We start from the raw sequence: 22,538 nt of genomic DNA, 5'->3' as shown, positions 1-22,538 counted from the left end.
CTTTTTCAAATTCAACATAATGGAGCTATTCTTTTACCCCGCCAAGGACCATCCCTTTGACGAAATATTTCTGCAGAAACGGATAAAAAGCTAGAATCGGCAAAGCGCCGACAAAAATTTGCGCCGATTTGACCGTCCGATCGGATACGGTAGCCAGATTCGCAAGCTGCTCCGCGGACATGTTCGTCAAGCTGGCTTGCACGATCACCGTCTGCAAATAACTGGACAACGGATAATTGTCCTGTGAGTTCATCAAGATCAATCCGTCGAACCAAGCATTCCAATGCCCAACGACCGTAAATAGCCCGATCGTTGCAATGGACGGCATCGATAATGGAACATAGATGCGCCACAACGTCTTCCAATGGCCAGCCCCATCCACGAATGCCGCCTCCTCCAGCTCCTTCGGCAAGCCCCGATAGAAGTTCAATAGCAGAATCACGTTAAATACAGGGACGGCGCCCGGTATGATCAGAGCCCAGATCGAATCGAGCAGTCCCGTTGAACGAATCGTCATATACCATGGAATCAAGCCACCGCTGAACAGGATCGTAAATACGAAATACCATGCATAACCTGTTCTGAACTTAAGCTCCCGCCCGTTCTTAGATAGCGGGTATGCGATTAAAATCGATAGGAACATACTGAGTATGGTTCCTAGCACGACCCGCTTCACCGTTACCCACAGGGAGAGCAGAAACTCTCCCTTCGACAGCACGAACTCATAGGATTTGAATGTAAATTCCTTCGGCCACAGCTTCACAATCCCGGCGCTTGCCGCAACGTTCGAGCTTAAGGAGACGGCTAAAATGTGAATCAGCGGGATCAGGCATGCGACAGCTAATAGAATAAGGAACGTATAGTTGAATACTCGGAACAATTTATTGCCAAGTGATTTTCCTTCTACCATGTTGACACACCTCTTATGCTAAAAAATGCGATAGTCTGCAATCTTGTATGCGAGCCAATACGATATGGAGACGAGCGCGAAGGAAATGAGCGACTTGAACAGTCCCAGCGCTGTAGCGACACCGTATTGCGCATCGATCAACCCAATACGGTAGATCAACGTATCTAGAATATCTCCACTCTCATAGACAAGTGGACTATACAAATTGAATATTTGGTCAAATCCGGCGTTAAGCACATTCCCGAGGCTTAACGTCGCCATCAGGATAATAACCGGCATGATGCCAGGAAGCGTAATGTTCCACGTCTGCTTCCAACGGCTCGCACCATCAATAACAGCAGCTTCATAGAGACTTGGATTAATCGTGGTTAATGCGGCTAAATATACGATCGTGCTAAATCCGAATTCCTTCCAAATATCCGAGAGGATAATCGTGAACGGAAACCAATTGTTATCCCCCAAGAAGAAGATCGGCTTAATCGAGAACCAGCCGAGGAATTGATTCACAAGTCCATTCGAAGGCGATAAAATATCGATCAGTACGCCGCCAAGGATGACCCACGAGAGAAAGTGCGGCAAATATATCAAAGTCTGAATCCACCGTTTCACGAAGCTTTTGCCGATCTCATTCAAGAGAATGGCAATGGCGATCGGAACGATTAATCCGAATATTATTTTCATCACAGCGATAAAGACGGTGTTCCACAACACTTGATAGAAATCCGGCATATTGAAGAGGTAATGAAAGTTCTTGAAGCCCACCCATTTCGAATCGAATAACCCTTTCGACGGAATATACTTCTGGAAGGCCATGATGGATCCTACCATCGGAATATAGCTATAGATAAATACCAGAATGATGCCAGGGATTAACATTAAGTGGAGTGGAAGCTGCTTTTTCATGTTCTTTTTCAGCAAGATGTTCACTTCCTTATCATCAAATCGCGAGCTGTCAAATTCCATTGCCCGAACATACGGAAGGGGTAAGTTGATCGACTCTTCCTACCCCTCTCGTTCAAAACATTATCATTTTTGCGATGCGTTCCACTCGTTTACTTCTTGCGTGATTTGCTCGCCGCCAAGCTTCTTCCAATCTTCCACGAATTTATCGAATTGGTCGATTGAAGCCGCCCCGTAGACGATTTTCGTGAAAATTTCATTCTCCATCTTATCTAAGGTTGCTTTCTTCTCCCCCATCGTATCGGTCGGAGCGCCGCCATAGCCTTCGGATACCACTTTACCTGCATCCCATAGCTTCTGAAGCACCATCATGGCGCCTTCAGGACCACTCTGCAAGTTCTCGCCGTAGAAATTCAAGTCGCCGCCTTGTCTGAAGGAGAGGATCTTATCGTACGTAGATTTTTCTTCAGGATTTAGAGTCGATGGATCACTGCTGCCAAGCGCTTTTGCAACATTTTGTGCGCGTTTCAAATCTTTATCCGGCGCAGACATGTCGATCAGCGCATATTTTGCCGTCGTGATGCCTTTTGCGTCCACGCCGTATTTCAAGTAGTCCGCGGATGGACCGTATAGATTCTCCATGAACCAGTTCGCCATTTTCACAGCTGCCTCAGGATGTTCATAGCCTTTTTTGACAACGAAATAGAAGTTCGCGCCGAACGGCATTTGTACTGTTGCTTCGCCGCCGTTCACGGAAGGAATCGGGTACACGCCCCACTCCGCTTTGTTATTCTTCTTCTTGTTATCCTGCAGCGGCCATTGGGAAGCCCAGCTTGGTCCGAAGAGCATGCCCACGCGATCGTTCACGAGGGATTCGGCTACCTTGGAGCCGTCTTTTACGCCAAATTCTTGATCAAGCTCACCGGCTTTATACATTTCCGCCAGCTTCGCAAGCGCTGCTTTCATTTCAGGCTGAATGCTGCCGTACACGAGATTTCCCGCATCATCCTTCTTCCAGATTCTTGGGTACGCGCCGTACGCATTGAACAAGCCGTTCATGGCTGGATAACCGTTAATGATTTCTTTGCTCAGCGCCACGCCGAACGTATCCTGATTGCCGTTACCGTCTGGATCTTTCGTCGTAAACGCTTTCGATATGTTCAGAACATCATCCCATGTCTTCGGCTCTGGAAGCTTAAGCGCTGTAAGCCAATCGGTACGCAGCCATAGGACCGGTGTCTGCGCGCCAATCATTGGCTCCGTCTTCGGCAGCGCATACAGCTTGCCATCGAAGGTAGCGGATTGAAGCGCCATCGGATCTTGTTCGAAGATGCCCTTCACCGCAGGCGTTGCATATTGTGCGTAAGCTTCCGTCAGATCCTCGACCATATCCGCTTCCACCAGCTGCTTCAATTGCGAAGAGTTCACCATCATAACGTCTGGAATTTCGCCCGAAGCGATCGACACATTCAGCTTTTGGAAGTACTGCGCATCGGTCCCTTTGACGACCCATGCATAGTTCAGGTTAATTCCCATGTCTTTATAGAAGGTTTCCCAAGCGTTATTCGATTCCGATTGACCTTCTGGGTAGACAACGTCCTGGGTAATGAATTTCGCTGCGGCCAGATCAATCGGCGGATCATACTTGCCAAGTGGATCGACCGTCACATCCTGCTTGGATTCGTTCGGCGTAGATTCCGGCTCCGCCGTCTTCTTCGTGTCTTCACCGCATGCAGATAGTAAAACAGAGATGAGTAATAGACTTGCAAGCATGAAACTGATGGATTTTAATCTTTTCATATCTTGTCCCCCGTTTTTGAGTTCAATATCGTAGCTACACTGTCATTATAAAATCCGAGTGGGACAGCCAACTAGTTTCCGTTCCTTACATTTGTATCTTTTATTTACTCCTTTGGTTCTCTTTTGAGTTCCCGATACTCTTGCGGCGTCAAATTTGTCGCTTTCTTGAAGAACCGATGGAAATATTGCGATGACAAAAAGCCGAGCTCGGTTGCAATCTCATGCACCTTAAGCCGGTCCTGCTCCAGCATCACTTTTGATTTCTCAAGCCGCACGTCATTGATATAGGTTAGCAACCCTTGCCCTGTCAACTTCTTATATAGTCGTGACAAATACGAAGGGTTATGCCCGACAACTTCCCCAATTTTCGTGAGCGATACATCGACTGACATATGCGTCGTAACGTAATTTTGAATTTTACGGATCAGTTCGTGCTCCTGGACATTCATGCCAACCTGCTGTTGCTCGAAAATTTTGCGGGCAGTTCGTATAAATTCGTCACAGATCTGGTGCCACGATTCGAAGCGCTCCATCTGCGTGAACTTGTTCAGCTCTCGTTCGGGTCCCATATCGCTGTCTGATTCCACTAAACTGTGAGGCAACAGAACCGATACCAACAAGAAATACAATTCCAGCTGGACTGCGCTCGGGAAGGTGCCCGCCTGGGAGGCAAAAGACAGCAATTCACCCAATGTCTCGAAAAAAGGCTCCTCGTGTCCATTCTCAAGGCTTGCCTTTAAATACTCAATCTTGTGCAAGTGAACCGAAGAGAGTCTCGCCTCAATGCGTATGTCTGAACCCTCGCCGCTTTTGCTTGGCTCGAGTAAGATAAGTTCCTTGCCAATGCCCAGTCCGCTGTGAAACAGCATGTTCAGCAGATCGAATTTCTGAGGCAGCGCCGACCACTTAACCGCATCCGCCGCAAGCGCCAGAGAGATCGGACGCTTCAGCAATTTAAGGCAAGTCTGTTGAATTTCGGCCAGCATCTCTCGGATGAACAATAGCGTGCGAGACCACCCTTCCGCAGTAATTTCGGTAACCGCAGGCTGGAGGAACCAGACCATTTTGTTCTTCTCATATTTCATCGATAGCGATCTTGCCATTGGCATCAGCAATTCGCTCGTAATATTGTCGAGCGCAAAATAAATCAAAGCGCGATCCGTTGTACTATGAATATCGCCCCATTCATCGATACGAGCGATCATGAGCAGACACGGCGTATCATCCGACAGCTTGATATGCAGTTCATCGAATTTCTCGTGTATGGATTCCACCGTCTCCGGGTCACCCTGCAGAATCTCGCTCATGTACTGCTGCTGGAGATAGGGAAGGGCCATCAGCTTCTGCTGCTGCGCTTGAATGAACAAGGAGTCCATGTAACGCTCTTCCTCCAAGGAATGTGCGGCACGGAGAATCGACTCCTTAATCTTGGCATTGCCCTCCGTCTTCAGAATATAATCGACACTGCCTTGACGAATCGCCTGCTGTACGTAGGAGAAGTCGCTGTAGCCGGTGAGGAAGATCACCTTGCATTTCGGCCATTGCTTCATAATTTCTTGGTGCAGCTCGAGCCCGCTCATCCCTGGCATCCGAATATCAGAGAGCACAATATCTACCTTCGCGCGTCCCAGCCAGTCCAGCGCCTCTTGCGATGTCGCGGCGGCATAGACCTCAATTTCAATCTCTGTCACCCGATGGCATAATTCAACTAATCCGTTCAGAATCAATGGTTCATCGTCCACGATTAATATGCGATACATGATTTACTCTACCTCTCTCGTTAATGGAATTGTCATGTTGACGCCAAGTCCGCCCATATCATTACGATACACGGTTAGACCTGCATCCGAACCGAACTTGATCTGCAGCCGACGATGAACGTTAATGATTCCTGTCGTCTCGATGCCTAAGGACTTGTCCATCGCCAGTTTGTCCTGTAATTGCGTAAGCTCTTCAGCAGACAGCAAGCTTCCATTGTCTTCGAACCGAATATGCAGCATCCCGTCCTCCACCTGATTCGTTATACGTAACAAGGCGTTCGACGGCTTAGATTCCAGTCCATGCGTGTAGGCGTTCTCGATCATCGGCTGTAGAATGAGCCGCGGTACAAATAGATGTTCACCAGGAACCTCGATCGGATCGAATTCTACCTTAATCCGATCACCGAACCGCATCGTTTGGATGTTAATATACGCCTCGGCGTGCTTCACTTCTTGACTTAACGGCAATTCCGAATTGGCATCCCGGGTAATGAATTGAAAATAATGGCCTAAATAACTTACGAATTTCTTCGCTTTATCGATGTCCTCAAACTCAATCAATTGATGCAGGATAAAAAAGCTGTTGTATAGAAAATGCGGATTAATCTGCGACTGCAGCTGCTTCAACTCGGATTGTTGGCTTCGAATTTGCTGTTCATAGACTTCCTGAATCAGCGATTGCAGCTGTGTCACCATGTTGTTGAATTGATCGGATAAATCCCGGAATTCGTCATTACTTCCCTGCGAGGTTCGGATGGATAAGTCCCCTTGCTCCACCCGTCGAAAAGCTGAGACCATCCTGCGCAGCGGATTGCGTATCGCCTTGAATATCCAATAAGAGAACCACACGATAACAATAACGGATAATACGAATAGGACCCAAAAAAGCATGTTAAATCGGTCGAAATCGCTCATGATCACCGCTTCAGGCGTATAGATCGCAAGCGTCATCTCGAATTCCTGAGATTTCTGAAGCGACACCAGATACCGCTGCCCACCGTGCTCTAAGATCTCGTTGCGACTGCTATCCACTCTCTCGCTGGACACCAGCAAATGCAGGTCTTGCGTTAGAGATTGAATGTGTTTACTCAAAAGTGCGTTCTTGCTGTCATGAAAATAGAGCATAGCTCCGCCCTGATCCACAACATTGTTCAAATTTTGAATAATCATTTCTTTATCCAGCTCGATTTCCACCACGAACACAGGAGGTCGATCCGATAAAGGATTGTCTGGAAAATAGGAGTTCAACAGTATTTTATTGTCCCACCACAGAAGTGGGGACAACTGATGCCGCATCTGAGCGCGCATCTGGAGGAGCTGGTCCATCGGTACGCCTTCCGTATAGTTAGCCGGCTTAATCCGTTTGTCGATGGATGGGATATGAAAGGTCACGTCTTTGATATAAGCACTGGAATCTTTGAACAAAGTCAATTTCCTCTCTAGCCGTAGAATCGATTCCCGAAGCTCATTCTCCGACAGGGCCGGCGCCACGGTACCCAGCGTCATGACGTCTTCATCGACAATTAAGGATTGCTTGAGCTTGTCTATCTTCCGAACCTCATTGGTTAATGAGGTCAAATAGAAATTGACATTCGTCTGCATCGATTGCAGAATATGGTCTCTTAAACTGTTGGCGACTTGATGGTTCAGGAAAATGCCGATCATGTACACGGGTAAGATAGCGATCAGGAATCCGATCAACAGTTTGGGATAAATCGTAAAGCGTTTCCTCTGCACCTGCATGTTCACTGCCTCCTAGCTCCTTAAAAATTCAATATGTATTATACCTAAGTGTTAGATCAGAGGATACGAGGAACTTTGCATCACAAAAAAAGAGCATCAGATCGCATCGATCCGGTGCTCTGCATGATTTATTCTCTTTGCGGTCCGTTTACCAGCTTCCGAAAGCCATATGCGCCCAGCAGCATGAGAGGAAACAGCGCATTGAAAGTGAGGTCGAAAAACGGCCAATATCTTGAAATCACATAATCATAGAATGTCGTGTTCGGACTGATGATCATCGTGAGCACCATAAGTAACATCGCGGATGGTAAGGCCAGCAAGTGATATTCCCGGAGCTTCAATAGCTGACTCAGACCCAGGAGGAAACCGTAAAAGAACAAAATGATCTTGAAAAAAATCGTGACAAACCACATCAGAGACAGAATGGCTTCGATTCTCTCCAGAAACTTACCGATACTAATCTTCTTCGCTAATGCGTAACTCGGATACACGCTGTTCGCCGTTGCGTCTACCCCGAGTACCAGAATCGTTAAAAGGATAATGAGAAACAAGGCTAAGCTGCCCAGCAGCGCGCCGCCCATAAAGCTTCTTATGATCGGTTTGTGCTGGTTGACGTACGGTATAATCATTAGAAATACGACAAGCTGTACGGTAGAAAATGTAGATGAGGCAAGCGCGCCCCGAACTACCGGTGATATCCCTTCCGCGAGTACAGGTTGGATATTCTCAATGTGGACTTGCGGCAATAAGAACAGCGTCAATAGGATAAAAAAAACGATGAATCCCGGAAATATCGCCTCTCCAACGCGACCGATCACCTCAAGTCCATGTCTTACGCCTACCACGACGATACACAAAAATGCGACGTGTATCGCTTGAATGGGCGTCTCCGGCATGCTTTGTGTGGTCATAAAATCGCCGATTTCCCGAATATTGGCGGCAGCACAGAGGAGGAAATACCCCAGGAATAACACTGACAACACCGTACCCAGTACCGTACCCAGAATTTTGTTATTGTACTCTACCAAAGTCATCCGAGGATGGAGTCTCGCAACGGTCATAAATAAATAAATGACGAGCAGCCCGATTACTGTGCCTAGAATCGCAGCCATCCACGCATCTTCTTTGGACTCTAAAGCCGTGACCGACGGCAGCACTAGAATTGCATCGCCGGCGGTGAACAACGTAACCAAGATTCCAAATTGTCGCTGCGATATCTTTCCGTTCTCCAGCATGTGTTCCCTCTCCTATTCACGAACCATAAATGAGGCGGCTGATTGGCTTGTAGATGGCGATCATCAAGTAGAGCGGGCTCGGGATGTTCCAATGCAGCTTTAGTCCAATGTTGAATACCGTCCCTACCGTGAGGAGGATGGTGAATACCCATAATTCTTTGTGCCATTTGCTTTTTAATAACCGAGGGACTTCGATAAGTATCATCATTCCGGCTATTAATACAATGCCTAAAATCACCCACATCAATGTTCTACTCCTTTATTCTATCTAGGAATGAATTTCCTACTGTTCCGAGCTGCCGTATGGATGCATGTACTTTCACATTCACTTCAAGATCCATGAAATGTCGTTCCCAATCCCGTCTTAATTCTTTCCATGCTGTTGGATTCGATCGCCGAATGACCTGACCGAAGCCAAAAATATCAACTTTGTATTTTTGCTTCACCGTATGAATCAATTCATTGATGATATCTTCGACTCGTTGTTCCGCTAGCCTCTCCACTTGGCTGATGGTTCGCTGCTTCGTCAGATCGATATGGCACCCAACTTCATCAACATTGACTTCGCCACGAATGTTAATGTCAATTCGCGGTTTTTTATGAATAACCTTACCTTTTACTTTGGTCTTGGTACGAATGACCTCTAACGTGACATTCCCCCCGCTCGGACATGGAATGACGGCTGCGGTGCTCTGCACTTTATCCATAATGTAGTTATACGCTTTGCTTTCCTTCTCATTTAACCAGCCGATCAGCTTATCTTTACGAAAAACAGCCAACGTCGAATATTGCAGGCGTACGGGTGTTTTGACGTTCTTCACGCTGTCGCTAGAGCCACCTTCATTCGGATCGCCATGGACGAGAATGCCGGTCAATACAGGGTTCCTGCTCTCACTCGTTAAGACTGATATCAATTCATCCAATGTGACGGACGTCGTTGGTGCCCATTCCTTCTGCGACGTTTCCAGTGCATTAAAGAGCATATTAGCCGGGATGGAATCGAGTGTTGTCAAAACCTTCAGTACATCTTCCGCCTTTGATTCTTTCGATACCGCAATATAGAAATCAGATCGGGCTTCACTGTCTCGCGTGAGGAACTCTAATGATTTGCCGATTCCATCTCTCGCTAATTCATCACCAAGGAGCAGAATCCGCAGGTGGGAGATATAGATTTTCCTTGGGCTTTCCGTTGTCATCTTGCGAATCGCTTCAAAGACACTGTCTCCCACAGCACTATATAGGACGACAGGAGTCGTGCCCTGGCCTTTCTTCGCCGCGATCTCACTCGGAACAACAACCTGCATGGATACCTTAAATTGCTTGCCCTGTTTGTCGATCCCCATTCCCACTGCAATGGCAAGTTCATTCAATTCCCTTCGATTCCAACAGCCCGTTACAATGAGTAAGCTACAGAGCAGCAGTATCACTAGAAGATTTCGTACCATTGTAAGCTCCTTTCGCCCGCCCAGCTAGTCAGGATCGAGATTTAGGGGAGGGTATCGGCTGCTCCCGCTTTGCGTTATCCCGGTTCAAGAGATGCGGGCGTGTTCTCATTCTCCAGCGAGGCAGTCTGAAGATCGTATCCTTCTGATCTTCCTGATTGTACGGCGCCAGTGAGCTGGTGTACGGCACACCAAAAGAACGTAAGCTGCACAAGTGAAACATCAGCGCGATATACCCAAGGACCATGCCGAATAGACCAAAGGAAGCGGCGAGCAGCAGCATTGGAAATCGAATGAGCCTGACGGAAATAGACATATTCGGGGCAGGGAAAATGAAATTGGATATCGCCGTGATGGATATGACAATCACCATTGCTGCCGACACGATGCCTGCCTCTACCGCTGCCGTTCCAATGACCAACGTCCCTAAAATGGATACCGCTTGACCCACGGCTCGAGGCATTCTAATGCTGGCTTCCCGCAATATTTCAAGCGCCGTCTCCATCATGAATGCCTCGATAATCGCAGGAAAAGGCACCCCCTCTCGCTGAGCCGCCAAACTAATTAATAGCGGGGTCGGGAGCATCTCCTGGTGAAATGTCGTAATTGCGATATATAGGGACGACCCGATCAGCGAGATATAGAAGCTGAAAAAACGGAGCATCCGCAGTAAACTGCTGACATCCGCACGTTGATAATAATCTTCTGCCGCCTGAAAAAATTGAATAAACGTCGTCGGAGCGGTAAGTACGAACGGGGTTCCATCCACCAGAATCGCGACGCGGCCCTCGAGCAAATCAGCAGCAACAACATCCGGACGTTCCGTATTATAGATCGTCGGGAACGGCGTGCGCCGTTCATCCTGGATTAATTCCTCGATATAACCGCTCTCCATAATACCGTCGATGTCGATCCGATCCAGTCGGTTGCGCACTTCCTCTATAAGGGTGTCACTCGCTATCCCATGGATGTACATAATCGATACATCGGTCTTGGTCACTCGGCCAATTGTTTTTGTCTCCAGCCAAAGATTGCGATCTTTAATTTTTCGCCGGATCAGCGCCGTATTCGTTCGAATGGATTCCGTGAAGCTCTCGCGCGGACCTCGAACGATCGTCTCTGTTGCCGGCTCCGTGACACTTCGTTGGTTCCAATGCCTTATCCCGATAGCAAAGCCTTGGGATTGCCCTTCACATAGCAGAATCGCGTCTCCGGACAATAATGAGGTGTAGAGCGCTTCATACGCCGTAATTTCCTTCACACCGCCAACGGTAATTGCCCGTTCTTTGAGAACATTCAGTACATCATGACCGAAGGAGACCATTTGGTCTAATTCCGTATTCTTCATATCCATTAACAGCGATTCGATAACAAAATCAGCAAGCGCTTGGGTACCGGTTAGCCCGTCCGTATAAAAAATAGCCGCGCGAACATTCCCGACCTTCCCAATGCGGATTTCTCTCAGGACGATGTCGTCACTGTGTCCTAACTCGCGCAAGATCTTCTCTACATTTTGTTCTAGATGAGGCGAAATGAGTTCTGCTGCATCGGAAGCCGCAGGTTGATTCTGCTCCATAAGTTATCCCCTCGATTTATCATGGCTATGGATCAATTGTCGCCTAATCCAGGTTGTCGTAAACCTGATTGGGTGAAGGGTATGCATAATTTGATTCCATAACGAAAAAAAAGCAGAAACTCTGCAATAGAGTTCCTGCTTTGTACCACTTACATATACATTCCTGCAATGGCACCGCTCAGTAAATTCGCGAGCGAACCCGCAATGACGGCTCTGAAGGCCAAGCGCCCTACTTCGCTGCTGCGCTCGGGTGACAAGGAGCGAAATGATCCGAGCATTATCCCCATCGAACCAATATTCGCAAATCCGCAGAGCGCAAAGCTGACAATGGCTATCGTCTTGTCCGACAAGTGCGACATCTGGCTCGCGAATGAGCCGAAGGCGAACAACTCGTTCATCACGAATTTCTGACCCAAGAAGCTGCCCGCCATCGTCGCTTCCGACCATGGAACGCCGATCACGAAAGCGAGAGGCGCAAAGATCCAGCCCAAGATGACTTGAAGCGATAAGCCCTGATAGCCCAAATATCCGCCGACCCAGCCGAGCAAGCCGTTCAGTAACGCGACCATCGAGATGAAGGCGATGAGCATGGCGATAATCTGTACCGCCATCTTCATACCGGACGAAGCACCCTTCGAAATAATATTGATGATACTATCCTTCGTTCCCATATCTTCATCTTCCAACTCACGCGCCCCTGCCTTCTGCGGCTCCTCCCGTTCAGGGATGATCATCTTGGCAATGATCAATCCGGCTGGCGCCGACATCATGCTAGCGGATAATAGGTAGGACATCGGAATGCCAAGCGCTGCATAGGCGACCATGATGCCGCCTGCGACCGATGCCAAGCCGCCAACCATAATCGCGAACAATTCAGAGCGCGTCAGTGTTTTCATATAAGGTTTAATCATGATCGGAATTTCTTGCAGTCCGAGGAAAATGTTCCCCGCTGCGGCGAGCGACTCCGCACGGCTTGTCTTCAGCAATCGGCCAAGCCCGCCACCAACGACTCGCATGAAAAATTGCATGATCCCGAACCGATATAGGAGCCCGATGAGCGGTGTAATGAACACCGCGAGCATCGCTACCCGAATCGCAAAGATGTTCCCTGTCGGCTGCGTCTTGTCGGCCAAGCTGCCAAAGACGAAACCGAGTCCCTCGTATCCGTAATGAAACAAGTTCGTGAATCCTTGCGAGATGACCTCGAGCACCTGCTTCCCGACATCCCATTTGAGCACGATGAACCCAAATACCAATTGAATGCCGAATCCGACGATAATTGTGCGGTAATTAATGCTTTTCTTATGGTCTGACATTACATAGGCGATGAAGAAAATGACGAAGCAGCCTAACAGTCCCCATAAAATATTCATTGGTTATCCACTCATTTCTGATAATTCATGCATGTAGGGAATGGATTGAAACGCGCCTTTGCGCTGTACCACAATCGACGAGAAGCGACTTGCGAACCGTACCGCTTCGCTGACATTTGCGAGTTGCTTGTAATCTTGGCCCTCCAGCTTCGTGCAGAAAGAACCGATAAAGCTATCGCCGGCCGCCGTCGTATCAATCGCCTGCACCTTCTCGGCAGGAATCGCTTGATTCCCATCCGGGTGGCAGATCATGCTGCCGCGCTCACCTAAGGTCACTATGACGCATCCGACGCCTTGCTTCAGCAAAGCCGCTGCTCCCTGCACCATCGCATCGTCACGGCTCGTATCGCATCCGGTAATCACATGCATCTCGCTCTCGTTCGGAATCAAGAAATCCGTCACTTGAAGCAAGGATGATGGAATCTCCTTCGCCGGTGCTGGGTTCAGTACCGTCACTTTCCCTTCCGCCTTCGCGATGGCAAATGCATGTTCAATGACGTCCATCGGCACTTCGAATTGTGCAACGATGACATCGGATGACGCAATAACTTCGCGGGACTGGTCGACATCCTGCGTGGTGATCCCCATATTCGATCCTGCGCTAACCACGATCATATTACTGCCGCGGTTGCTGAACAAGATTAGCGCTTCACCTGTCGGCAGATTCGGATCGACAAGGACATGCTCCGTGCGGATTCCTTCCTGCTGCAGCGTCGACACGAGCTGCCTACCGTTGTCGTCCGCCCCCACTTTGCCGATGAATTGTACAGTTGCGCCTAACCGCGCTGCGGATACAGCTTGATTAAATCCCTTTCCCCCAGGCCCAACAAGCTTGCCGGAAGCGAATACCGTTTCTCCTTCTGTCGGTAGAGCTTCTAGCAGCAAGCTGGAGTCCATATTCATGCTGCCGAGTATGCATATCTTTTTCATCTCTCGTTCACTCCTATCCAAACCAATCTGTTCCCTTGACTGCTTGTAAGCGCCACTTAGGAGAACATGACGTAAGACAATACTAGCGTACTAATAATCCCGACGATAATCGGCACCGAGGTCCGTTTGACAACCGCCATCGGGCTCTTCTGAATGATACTGCAGACGACGATAATACACGCTGCGACCGGTGAAATCGAACGAACCAGGTTCGCGATCAACTGCATTGGAATCGACAGCATCGCCCCGTTAATCCCCACATTATGCGCGATGTCAGGCAATAATCCGACCGACGCGTAGAATACGGCAAGCCCTCCGCCGCTGATGAGACCGATCAGTGCAGTTACACCCGAGAATGCGAACATCAGGATCATACCCGCGCCATTCATGTCTTTTACCGAATTAGTCAACATGTCGACGATGCCAAGCGCCTTCAGGCCATCGACGAGCAAGCTAGCTGCAACGAGCAGCGCAACAACCATCGCCAGCCCGTTCCCCATGCCTTTGAAGAATACCATCAGCTCTTCGAATACCTGTTGAACTTTGCGTTTGCGTATGATTTCGATAATGACTGCAACAATAAGGGAAATAAATGTGATTTCTACAAGACCAATTTTAATCGATTTAATGAAAATACCAAATACCGTAATCAGAATTAGCGGGAGAATCGGAAGAATGCCGTAATAAGCCGGTGGCAAATCCTCGCGTAACGTCGCAATCTTCGATTCATCGATATCATCCGTCTCCGGATTTTTCTTATCCATATATTTCTGCCAGAAGTAATGCGCAATGGTCATCAGAATCAAGGTAGGGATCGAGATAATAGCGTGATATTTCATGACATATTCCATTAAATCAATGCCCAGCGTCTGAGCAGCGATGACGTTATCCGCGCCTAGAGGCGTCGGAATGATGGTCGCTGTCGTCGCGATAACCGCACCTGCGGTCAAGCCGGACATCCCGATCCGTTTCAAGACCGGATAGAGCGTCGCCATGAGCAGTACCGCGAGGCTTGATGCGCTCGGCACAACCAGTGACAACAAGTTCCCGACCACGAAGATGACGGGGACGAGCACATAGACCGATTTAATGCCGGAGAGCGGCTTCATCAAGGTCTGAACGGTAACTTCATTCGCACCGATCTGCGTCATGTACGCTGAGAATCCGAACAGTACCATGATCGTCATTCCGATATTTCCTAGATTGTTAATAAAACTATTCGAGATGGCCTTGATCGGATCCAGCCATATCGAGCCTGTCGTCGTCTCGGTCGGCAAGATCGTGTGACCCATGAACGCCGCACCGTATAGGAGCAGGATGCCGGCAATGAACAATGCGACGGTCGCATTGACTTTCTTATAGATCATCCAACCTGCGAGTACGATAACAATTAAACCGAATATTAGTTCTACCACGATGATTCTCCTCTCTAAGCTGTCTAAGTTTATCTAGCTTTGGCTAAGCATTCGATCGCCCAAGCGCGGAACGCTTCCACATCAATACCCAGACAAACCGTTGCATTCGGTTCTTTCTGATAACGATTCTTCAAATCGACGATGGTCGTGCCTGCCGTATACGTTCCCGCCGTCTCCACATCAACGAAGCATTTCTGCGTCTTGAACAACTCCGGCTTCACGATATAGGCGATAGCGCATAGATCGTGCATTTTGAGACCTGTCTTCAAGCTGCCGCCCCGATAATGCTGGAACATCGAATACAGCATCTTGCCGGTTTCATTCAGATCGCGAATCGCAACCACATTATCTGGCGTTAACGTCGCATGACTGGTCACATCCAATCCGACCATCGTAATATCAAGGCCTGATGCGAAGACCATCTTCGCAGCTTCCGGATCGGCGAAAATGTTATATTCGGCTGTCGGACTGTGATTCCCAGCGGAAGCGGAGCCGCCCATTAATACGATTCGTTCAATGCGGGATTTGCATTCCGGATACAATGCCAAGAACAACGCGATGTTCGTTAGCGGACCGATCGGCACGAGCGTAACTTTCTCTTCGCTGTTCATGATCGTCTCGCGAATCGCATTCACCGCGTGCTCTGGGTGAATGTTCTTCTTCGGCTCCGGAAATTCATAGCCGTCCATACCGGACTCCCCATGAATATCGCTTGCATCCTCGTAAGGAATGCACAATGGCTGACCTGCACCCTTCGCTACCGGCGTACCTGTACCGAAGAATTCAACGAGCTTCAGCGCGTTGTTCGTTGTCTTATCCACCGAGACATTCCCCGCGATCGTTGTTAATAGCTTGACGTCAAGCGCCTCATGGTACAGGGCCACGCCAATGGCTACCGCATCATCAATTCCTGGATCCGTATCGATAATAATTGGAATTCTCTTCATATTCATGCTGCTCAGCATCCTCTCATGTTGGTGTCGTAGAACCTATTCATCATATCTTTCCTAAAAGATGCGCAAAGATATTAACCGATGTGTAACCGGTTACCTATTTCGATTTTATGTTAATTCAATACGAAAGCGATGTCAATACGTATTTTTTGTAGTATAATAACTACATCGATACTAATTTTATGTAACCAGTACCATAGATGCAGTTATCATGCGTAATCGATTACATATTATTGCCAAAGGAGTTGAGGAAAAATCGCAACGATACGAGATGTCTCTAAACTCGCTGGGGTTTCGGTAGCGACGGTTTCTCGCGTCCTGAATCAGAAAGGTTACGTTCACGAAGATACCGTGCAGAAAGTCCATAAAGCGATTGAAATGCTAAAATATGTTCCCAATGACGTCGCGCGCAGTTTGTCCAAAAAATCTACCAAAACGATCGCGCTGTTCGTCCCGGATATTACGAACCCCTTCTTCAACGAGCTGGCGCTTGCGGTGGAGAAGGTAACGCAGATGTACGGGTATACAACCATTCTGTGCAATACCAATGAGTCATCCAAGATCGAGCGACAATACATTCAGACATTGAAACAAAAATATATTGATGGATTCATTATGGCGTCCAATACGTTGTCAGAGGATGAAATTGAACAGCTGCAAGTCCCGATGGTGGCCGTGGATAGAATTAGCTCGCCTTCCGTCCTTACCGTCTCTTCGAAGAACCGTGAGGGCGCCCACCTAGCTGTACAAGCCTTGCTGCAGCAGGGCTGTCAGAAAATCGCACATATTCGCGGTCCGAAGGGGATCTGGATTGCCGAGGAGCGCTGCCAAGGCTATCTCGATCTGGTCGAAGATCTGCCATGGTTCACGCCGAAGCTAGTCGTGAACGGGAACTTCCAACTGAAGGAGGCCATCGAAGCGGTCAATAAGCTGTTCCATGCCCACCCGGATATCGACGGGATCTTCGCGGGCAATGATATGATGGCGATCGGCGCACTCCGCGCACTGCAGGAGCGCGGCATCCGCGTGCCGGACCAAGTTCAGATTATTGGCTATGACGGCATTCCACTCGCGGAGATGGTCTATCCCGAGCTGTCGACCGTCTCACAGCCAATCTATGAGATGGGGATGCTCGCTGCACGCATTCTGATCAAGAAAATCGAGCAGCAGCCTTTGGAAGAAGTGAATCACAAGCTGGAGGTTGAGTTAATTCAGCGTGGAACGACGCGGTTGAAGGTAGATTAGTTGGACACAACACAAAACAGCCTTTCATACGGTACAAGCACCGAACGAAAGGCTGTTTCGTGTATTTGGCTATAGGGTTTTCGCACCCGGACGAACATCCGAATTCACACGCTTCGAACGCTGTGCAATGATTCGATTGACGCGCTCCGAGCCCAGCAGCATACATATAACATAGATCGCGACGAAGATCGGCATCAGCGCAATCGTCGTCTGTGCAGCAATCCAGCCGAGCATCGGCGGCAGCAGCGTCGTACCCGTGTAGGCTACGGCCATTTGATAGCCCATCAGCTTCTGCGTGTGGGCCTCACCGAACCGTTCCGGCGTCGCATGCAGCATGCACGGATAGATCGGCGCAAAGCCTAAGCCTACTAGCATCAAGCCGATGAGCGAATAGACGTCCGGCAAGGGCATGATCATCAGATAGACGCCGGCGAGCGCTGTTAACAGGCCGCTGCGGATCAATGCGCGATGGCTTACGCGCATCGTTACGAAGCCGGTAATGAACCGGCCGATCGTAATGCCGCCGTAATACATCGATACCCATTGCGCTGCTGAAGCTGCGGACACATCCTTGACGTTCACCAGGAAGCTGCTGCCCCACAAACCAACGGTCGCCTCCGCGCCGCAATAGAAGAGGAAGGTCATTAAGGTAAGCTTCACGCCTTTCAATCGCAGCGTCGGAACGTTATCGCCAGCGTCCTGAGTGCGTTGATGCTGCTCTTCTTGTGCAGGCTGGAGATGTACCTTCTCCATCCGCTTCCATAACGGCAGCGTCACGAAGAGCAGGACGACGAGCGCGAATTGAATGATTGCGACGGTCATGTACCCGCTCCGCCATATATTGCCTTCGCGGATAAATCCGGACATGATGATCGGTCCCATCGTCGCGCCCACACCCCAGAAGCAGTGCAGCCAGCTCATATGATGCGCCTTATAATGCAGCGCAACATATTGATTGAGCGCCGCATCAACGGAGCCTGCACCGAGGCCGAGCGGCAAGGCGAGCAGCATGATCCATCCGATCGAAGGCGCGAAGGAGAAGCCCAATAAGGCGCCCGCCGTCATAAGACAGCTGATGAGTGTGATCTTGCCCGTTCCGAGCCTCTTCAAGAGGATGCCGCTTGCAAGGCTAGAGACGATGGTCCCTGCGGCAATGATGATGGAGATCACGCCTGCCGCGCCGAACGGAGCTCCATATTCCACTTGCATCACAGGCCACGCCGAGCCCAGCAAGGAGTCAGGTAGCCCGAGACTGATAAACGATAAATAAATAATAATTAAAAATAATGTTGCCACTCTACCCTCGCCCCTTATGATTCGTGTCTGAATAACATGATGTTCGGTTCTAACGTCGAGAGCGTGCGCGCAACCATCCCCGCCAAGTAATCGGCTGTAAAATCTTCGGATACGATCACTTCCGGCACTGCGCTCTCAGGCAGCGTTATGCGGCATCGCTCCGCAATTTGACGACCGGTCGCTTGATTCAAGAAGCTCCCATAGAGTACGACGCGGTCAGGGTTGATCACCGCGCAGATGGCGCCGATCAACTGGACGATCACCTGCTCCACGCGCTCCGAAGAAGAATGTAATGCAGGATCCCCCCAAGGCGTCCCTGACGGAATCGCGCCAATCTCACCGGCATAGTTCCTTCTCCCCTTGAACAACTTGCCGTTGAGGAAGATCCCGGCGCCCGGAGGGAACCGGTCAGGGAAGTAAATGTATGCGACGGCTTCATCCAGCTGAACATGGTCGCGTTCGCAGTACCCCACCACGGCTGCGTTGACGTCGTTCTCCATAATGACGGGCAAGCCATACCGCTGCTTGAAGTAATCCACGATCGAGACACCTAACAAAGCTTTATAATCCGAAATGACGATTTTTCCTTGCCATTCCGCACCAGGCAAACCGATTCCGATCGCCTGAATCGCCGGATAATTCGCAATGAATGCATCCATGATCCGCTCGAAGCATGCGATATCCACTTGCGCGACCTCTTCCGCCGCCTCATGGACGATCGTGCCGAGAAGATTCACGACCGTGCTTCGAATGAGGATTCGCCCTCCCGTCTCATAAGGAAACAGCGTCAGCACATAAGCATAATCCCCGTTATACTTGTAACGCTGCGCAGGCCTGCCGCCGCCCGAAGCGCTAAGCTCCGCCTCAAGCACTTCCGAGGATTGCAGCAGCTGCTGGAGGATCGTACCTACCGTCATTGCGCTTAGTCCCGTAATCGTTGCGATCTGCTGCTTGGTTGCTTCGCCTGCGCCTTTCAACGCCGTGCGGACGAGATTCGTATTCACTTCTTTGATGACCATCGCGTTGCCGCCGATATGTTTCACCGTAACACCTCATTTCAAAAACGCTTTTTAAAAGTGTTTTAATAAGTGTTTTTACTGTATTGGATTTCACCAACATTGTCAAGATGATAACCAACTCCTTTTCGAACAAATAAAATAACCCCCTCAACACGTTTCCAAATCTCTTGGTTGAGGAGGCTATTATTTACTGATTTTATGATTGCATATTACTTGCCGTTCGCAGCTTTCCATTCATCGATCTGCTTTTGCTTCTCGGCAATGATATCGTCTGCTCCGGCTTTTTTCAGTTTGTCGATAAATTCCGCGTAATACTTGTCAGGATCAACTGATCCAGAATCCAGCGTGTACAAATATTCCTTCAATGTCGCATCGACATTGGCGATTTGCGTTTTTACCGGCTCCGAGTTAAATACGAAGCCCATCACAGGGGATACCGCTGCCGTCTTATCGGCGTCGTAGATCATTTGGAGCGATTTCTCCTGCGTGGCTACATTCGTATTTTGATCCCATAACATTCTGCTATAAGACTGCCCGAGCTCCCATTCGCTCCAGTTGAAATTGTACATATCCTTGATCATTTCAATTTGTTTGTCGCTAATCTTCTTGTAATCCTTGCCTTCTTCGCCAAAAGCAATGAGATGGAACAAAGCATCATCGGTATTTAGCAGTTCGATCAATTCGACGGCCTTCTCCGGATGCTTCGAGTTCGCACCGACGACAACGAGCGCGGTTGAAGGGCTATTCGCTGGGATAAACGGCTCGGTAAACCGTTTCGTAATGCTATAGACCTTATCCTCTGCCGGCGCATGGGACATGAAAGACTGGGCACCTAGCTCAGGCATGTCGACTTGGTCTGGATATGGGTTCGCATATAAAGCAGCAATACGCTTCGCTTTTCGGTCCGGTAGATAATCCTTCATCGTTGCTGCATCCTTCTTGATGTACCCGTTCACATACCAATTCCGGAATGTTTTCAAGTAATCCTTGTATTCCTCAGTTTCATATTGGTTGAACACCTTAATGTCCTTGTCGTTGATCCGAATCCAGCCTGGAATCTTATTGTCACCCACCGAGTCCATGCCATAGATGATCGGCATATCGGCAAAGTTATCCGCCTGATTGCTGTATTCCCAAGGAATGATATCCGGTTCGCCCTTCTTCACGGCATCCAGGAACGGCGTTAAGTCATTCCATGTCTTAGCTGACTTCCAGTCGAAATTATATTTATCGACGAAATCCTTGCGCAGCTGTACCCCTTTCGCTCCTGCCATACCCCAGACCTGATAGTTAATCGATCCGTATATTTTGCCATTGACCTTCACGCCCTGCCAAATACTATCCGGCACTCTGGATTTCGTTACAGGCGCATACTTGTCGAGTAGATTCGTTATGTCGAGGTAAGCCCCTTTGGATGCGTTCTGAAAATAGTTGAGTTCTCCCCAGCTTCCAGTAAAAGCAAGATCGAACGGTTCGCCCGACGAGATCATGAGATTCATTTTTTGAGGATAAGCGCTCCAGTCCGTAACAACCAGCTTCAAGGTAGCGTTTATCTTTTCCTTGATAATCTTATTGGCTGCTTCCATGATGCGATCCAAATCCTTCACTGGGGAATTGGCCAGATAGAACGTTAATTCGACTGGTTCTTCCGTCTTCTTCTCTGTCTCTTGCGTCGTCTGGTTCTCTGCGACTTTAGGGCTTGTTTCCGGTTCACTGCTTGTTCCGCATCCAACGATGGTCAGAGATAGAACGAGTAAGCCGGCAATAACGGAAGGCATACGTTTTTTTAGTGGTTGCATATGAGACCTCCTATTAACTCTTTTTTTAAAAAAATTCATCAACCGCTCTTTTTCCACTTCCCTAAGATTAACGTCACTCCCCCCGGTTTATTTCACATTCAGTCTTGGGATGCGATTTCAGCTTAGTTGACCAAGGAAGTATACGTATACAAGAAAAAATGTATTTTCCTCTAATAAATCGCGAATTCCGGTTCTTTAAAAAGGATACTTTTCATGAAAAATTTGATTTCTAAGCTTTGACGGCGCCAAGTGTGAGCCCCTTAACGAAATACCGCTGCAATACGGGATACATCAAGATGATTGGCCCGATGGACAACATGGTAGCAGCCATTCTGGCACTTTCGCCCGGCAGCATGCCGATCGATTTCTCTATCGTCTTGGATGCCTGCTCATTGCTCATCAAGTACTGGATATTCGTCATGAGCGACTGCAGCAAATATTGGAGCGTATACAATTTATTGTTCTCGATGAACAGCGCACTGGTGAACCAATCATTCCAATAAGCGATGGAAATGAATAATCCGATCGTCGCAAGCACGGGGGTAGACAAAGGCAGTACAATCCGGAAGTACGTCATGAATTCCCCCGAACCGTCGATCCGTGCCGATTCAATAATGGAATCGGGCAGCGCTTTGAAGAAGTTGCGCATAATGAGCACATGTACGGGTGACACGAGCAGCGCGATAATCAATATTAGCAGTGAATCTTTCAAATGGAGGTATTTGGTTACAAGAATATAATAAGGCGCCAGCCCCCCATTGAACAGAATCGTAAAGAATACAAGAAATGCAACTTGATTTCTATACCTCACTTCATTTCTGGAGATCGCATAGGACATCATGGAAGTGACAAGCAAATGAAGAATAGAGCCGACGGCCGTTACGAGAATCGTGATCTTGTATGCGTTCAAAATAGATGTCGTGCCGGAAAATGCATACTGATATCCGATCAGACTGAACTCCTTCGGAAACAAATGATAGCCGTCAGTGAGCAGCGATTTTTCATTCGTCAATGAGATGGACAGCACCAATAGCACGGGAATCAGGCACATCGCGCTATAAACGATGAACATGAGATTAATCAAGAGCTTCGAAATTACGCCTTCACCTTTCAACTTCAACGATTTCACCATCACACACTTC

General features: G+C 48.7%; 18 protein-coding genes. 1 reads left to right on the top strand and 17 read right to left on the bottom strand.

What is annotated here, in order from left to right; translation table 11 throughout:
• Positions 1–25: 25 nt before the first annotated feature.
• The 13 genes from GCU39_RS02410 to rihC form a co-directional block, all read right to left on the bottom strand.
• Complete coding sequence (locus GCU39_RS02410) at positions 26–910, bottom strand: carbohydrate ABC transporter permease (RefSeq protein ID WP_152392044.1); 885 nt, start codon at positions 908–910, stop codon at positions 26–28.
• A gap of 18 nt (positions 911–928) precedes the next feature.
• Positions 929–1,813: an ABC transporter permease gene (locus GCU39_RS02405; protein WP_407671693.1), complete on the bottom strand. Its 885-nt coding sequence runs from the start codon at positions 1,811–1,813 to the stop codon at positions 929–931.
• A 123-nt stretch (positions 1,814–1,936) separates the two neighbouring features.
• Entirely contained in the window at positions 1,937–3,610 is a 1,674-nt protein-coding gene (locus GCU39_RS02400) for an extracellular solute-binding protein (RefSeq protein ID WP_152392043.1), read from the bottom strand.
• Between the two features lie 104 nt (positions 3,611–3,714).
• Complete coding sequence (locus GCU39_RS02395) at positions 3,715–5,370, bottom strand: response regulator (protein WP_152392042.1); 1,656 nt, start codon at positions 5,368–5,370, stop codon at positions 3,715–3,717.
• 3 nt (positions 5,371–5,373) lie between these two features.
• Positions 5,374–7,113 (bottom strand): sensor histidine kinase, encoded by a 1,740-nt coding sequence (locus GCU39_RS02390; protein ID WP_152392041.1) that lies wholly within the window; start codon positions 7,111–7,113, stop codon positions 5,374–5,376.
• A 128-nt stretch (positions 7,114–7,241) separates the two neighbouring features.
• Positions 7,242–8,348 (bottom strand): GerAB/ArcD/ProY family transporter, encoded by a 1,107-nt coding sequence (locus GCU39_RS02385; RefSeq protein ID WP_152392040.1) that lies wholly within the window; start codon positions 8,346–8,348, stop codon positions 7,242–7,244.
• Between the two features lie 16 nt (positions 8,349–8,364).
• A complete protein-coding gene (locus GCU39_RS02380; protein WP_152392039.1) occupies positions 8,365–8,592 on the bottom strand; it encodes a hypothetical protein in 228 nt (75 codons plus the stop codon).
• Between the two features lie 7 nt (positions 8,593–8,599).
• The gene (locus GCU39_RS02375) at positions 8,600–9,793 is read right to left on the bottom strand and encodes a Ger(x)C family spore germination protein (protein WP_152392038.1); all 1,194 of its coding nucleotides are present in this window, start codon (positions 9,791–9,793) and stop codon (positions 8,600–8,602) included.
• A gap of 28 nt (positions 9,794–9,821) precedes the next feature.
• Positions 9,822–11,366, bottom strand: coding sequence for a spore germination protein (locus GCU39_RS02370; RefSeq protein ID WP_152392037.1), 1,545 nt, complete (start codon positions 11,364–11,366; stop codon positions 9,822–9,824).
• A gap of 149 nt (positions 11,367–11,515) precedes the next feature.
• Positions 11,516–12,739 (bottom strand): NupC/NupG family nucleoside CNT transporter, encoded by a 1,224-nt coding sequence (locus GCU39_RS02365; RefSeq protein WP_152392036.1) that lies wholly within the window; start codon positions 12,737–12,739, stop codon positions 11,516–11,518.
• A 3-nt stretch (positions 12,740–12,742) separates the two neighbouring features.
• Positions 12,743–13,669, bottom strand: a complete 927-nt coding sequence (gene rbsK, locus GCU39_RS02360; protein WP_152392035.1) for a ribokinase — start codon at positions 13,667–13,669, stop codon at positions 12,743–12,745.
• Positions 13,670–13,725: 56 nt separating this feature from the next.
• The gene (gene dcuC, locus GCU39_RS02355; protein ID WP_152392034.1) at positions 13,726–15,084 is read right to left on the bottom strand and encodes a C4-dicarboxylate transporter DcuC; all 1,359 of its coding nucleotides are present in this window, start codon (positions 15,082–15,084) and stop codon (positions 13,726–13,728) included.
• A 29-nt stretch (positions 15,085–15,113) separates the two neighbouring features.
• Positions 15,114–16,037: a ribonucleoside hydrolase RihC gene (gene rihC / locus GCU39_RS02350; RefSeq protein ID WP_152392033.1), complete on the bottom strand. Its 924-nt coding sequence runs from the start codon at positions 16,035–16,037 to the stop codon at positions 15,114–15,116.
• Positions 16,038–16,292: 255 nt separating this feature from the next.
• On the opposite strand from rihC, the gene GCU39_RS02345 reads away from it, so the two are divergent.
• Positions 16,293–17,282 (top strand): LacI family DNA-binding transcriptional regulator, encoded by a 990-nt coding sequence (locus GCU39_RS02345; protein WP_152392032.1) that lies wholly within the window; start codon positions 16,293–16,295, stop codon positions 17,280–17,282.
• A 69-nt stretch (positions 17,283–17,351) separates the two neighbouring features.
• Here the strand turns inward: GCU39_RS02345 and GCU39_RS02340 are convergent, their stop codons facing one another.
• The 4 genes from GCU39_RS02340 to GCU39_RS02325 form a co-directional block, all read right to left on the bottom strand.
• Positions 17,352–18,578: an MFS transporter gene (locus GCU39_RS02340; protein ID WP_152392031.1), complete on the bottom strand. Its 1,227-nt coding sequence runs from the start codon at positions 18,576–18,578 to the stop codon at positions 17,352–17,354.
• A gap of 14 nt (positions 18,579–18,592) precedes the next feature.
• Complete coding sequence (locus tag GCU39_RS02335) at positions 18,593–19,621, bottom strand: ROK family transcriptional regulator (protein ID WP_227793419.1); 1,029 nt, start codon at positions 19,619–19,621, stop codon at positions 18,593–18,595.
• A 185-nt stretch (positions 19,622–19,806) separates the two neighbouring features.
• Entirely contained in the window at positions 19,807–21,396 is a 1,590-nt protein-coding gene (locus tag GCU39_RS02330) for an ABC transporter substrate-binding protein (protein ID WP_193726736.1), read from the bottom strand.
• Between the two features lie 229 nt (positions 21,397–21,625).
• Positions 21,626–22,528: a carbohydrate ABC transporter permease gene (locus GCU39_RS02325; protein WP_227793418.1), complete on the bottom strand. Its 903-nt coding sequence runs from the start codon at positions 22,526–22,528 to the stop codon at positions 21,626–21,628.
• Positions 22,529–22,538 lie beyond the last annotated feature (10 nt).

It is taken from the genome of Paenibacillus guangzhouensis, assembly GCF_009363075.1.
GTDB classification, from domain to species: domain Bacteria; phylum Bacillota; class Bacilli; order Paenibacillales; family Paenibacillaceae; genus Paenibacillus_K; species Paenibacillus_K guangzhouensis.
The sequence above is the reverse complement of the archived record's forward strand: the minus strand, read 5'-3'. Positions and strand labels throughout refer to the sequence as shown.

Bases quoted from the DNA above. Each gene is read 5' to 3' on its own strand.
- GCU39_RS02410 (WP_152392044.1), bottom strand. From the start codon at position 910: ATGGTAGAAGGAAAATCACTTGGCAATAAATTGTTCCGAGTATTCAAC.
- GCU39_RS02405 (WP_407671693.1), bottom strand. From the start codon at position 1,813: ATGAAAAAGCAGCTTCCACTCCACTTAATGTTAATCCCTGGCATCATT.
- GCU39_RS02400 (WP_152392043.1), bottom strand. From the start codon at position 3,610: ATGAAAAGATTAAAATCCATCAGTTTCATGCTTGCAAGTCTATTACTC.
- GCU39_RS02395 (WP_152392042.1), bottom strand. From the start codon at position 5,370: ATGTATCGCATATTAATCGTGGACGATGAACCATTGATTCTGAACGGA.
- GCU39_RS02390 (WP_152392041.1), bottom strand. From the start codon at position 7,113: ATGCAGGTGCAGAGGAAACGCTTTACGATTTATCCCAAACTGTTGATC.
- GCU39_RS02385 (WP_152392040.1), bottom strand. From the start codon at position 8,348: ATGCTGGAGAACGGAAAGATATCGCAGCGACAATTTGGAATCTTGGTT.
- GCU39_RS02380 (WP_152392039.1), bottom strand. From the start codon at position 8,592: ATGTGGGTGATTTTAGGCATTGTATTAATAGCCGGAATGATGATACTT.
- GCU39_RS02375 (WP_152392038.1), bottom strand. From the start codon at position 9,793: ATGGTACGAAATCTTCTAGTGATACTGCTGCTCTGTAGCTTACTCATT.
- GCU39_RS02370 (WP_152392037.1), bottom strand. From the start codon at position 11,366: ATGGAGCAGAATCAACCTGCGGCTTCCGATGCAGCAGAACTCATTTCG.
- GCU39_RS02365 (WP_152392036.1), bottom strand. From the start codon at position 12,739: ATGAATATTTTATGGGGACTGTTAGGCTGCTTCGTCATTTTCTTCATC.
- rbsK (WP_152392035.1), bottom strand. From the start codon at position 13,669: ATGAAAAAGATATGCATACTCGGCAGCATGAATATGGACTCCAGCTTG.
- rihC (WP_152392033.1), bottom strand. From the start codon at position 16,037: ATGAATATGAAGAGAATTCCAATTATTATCGATACGGATCCAGGAATT.
- GCU39_RS02330 (WP_193726736.1), bottom strand. From the start codon at position 21,396: ATGCAACCACTAAAAAAACGTATGCCTTCCGTTATTGCCGGCTTACTC.
- GCU39_RS02325 (WP_227793418.1), bottom strand. From the start codon at position 22,528: ATGGTGAAATCGTTGAAGTTGAAAGGTGAAGGCGTAATTTCGAAGCTC.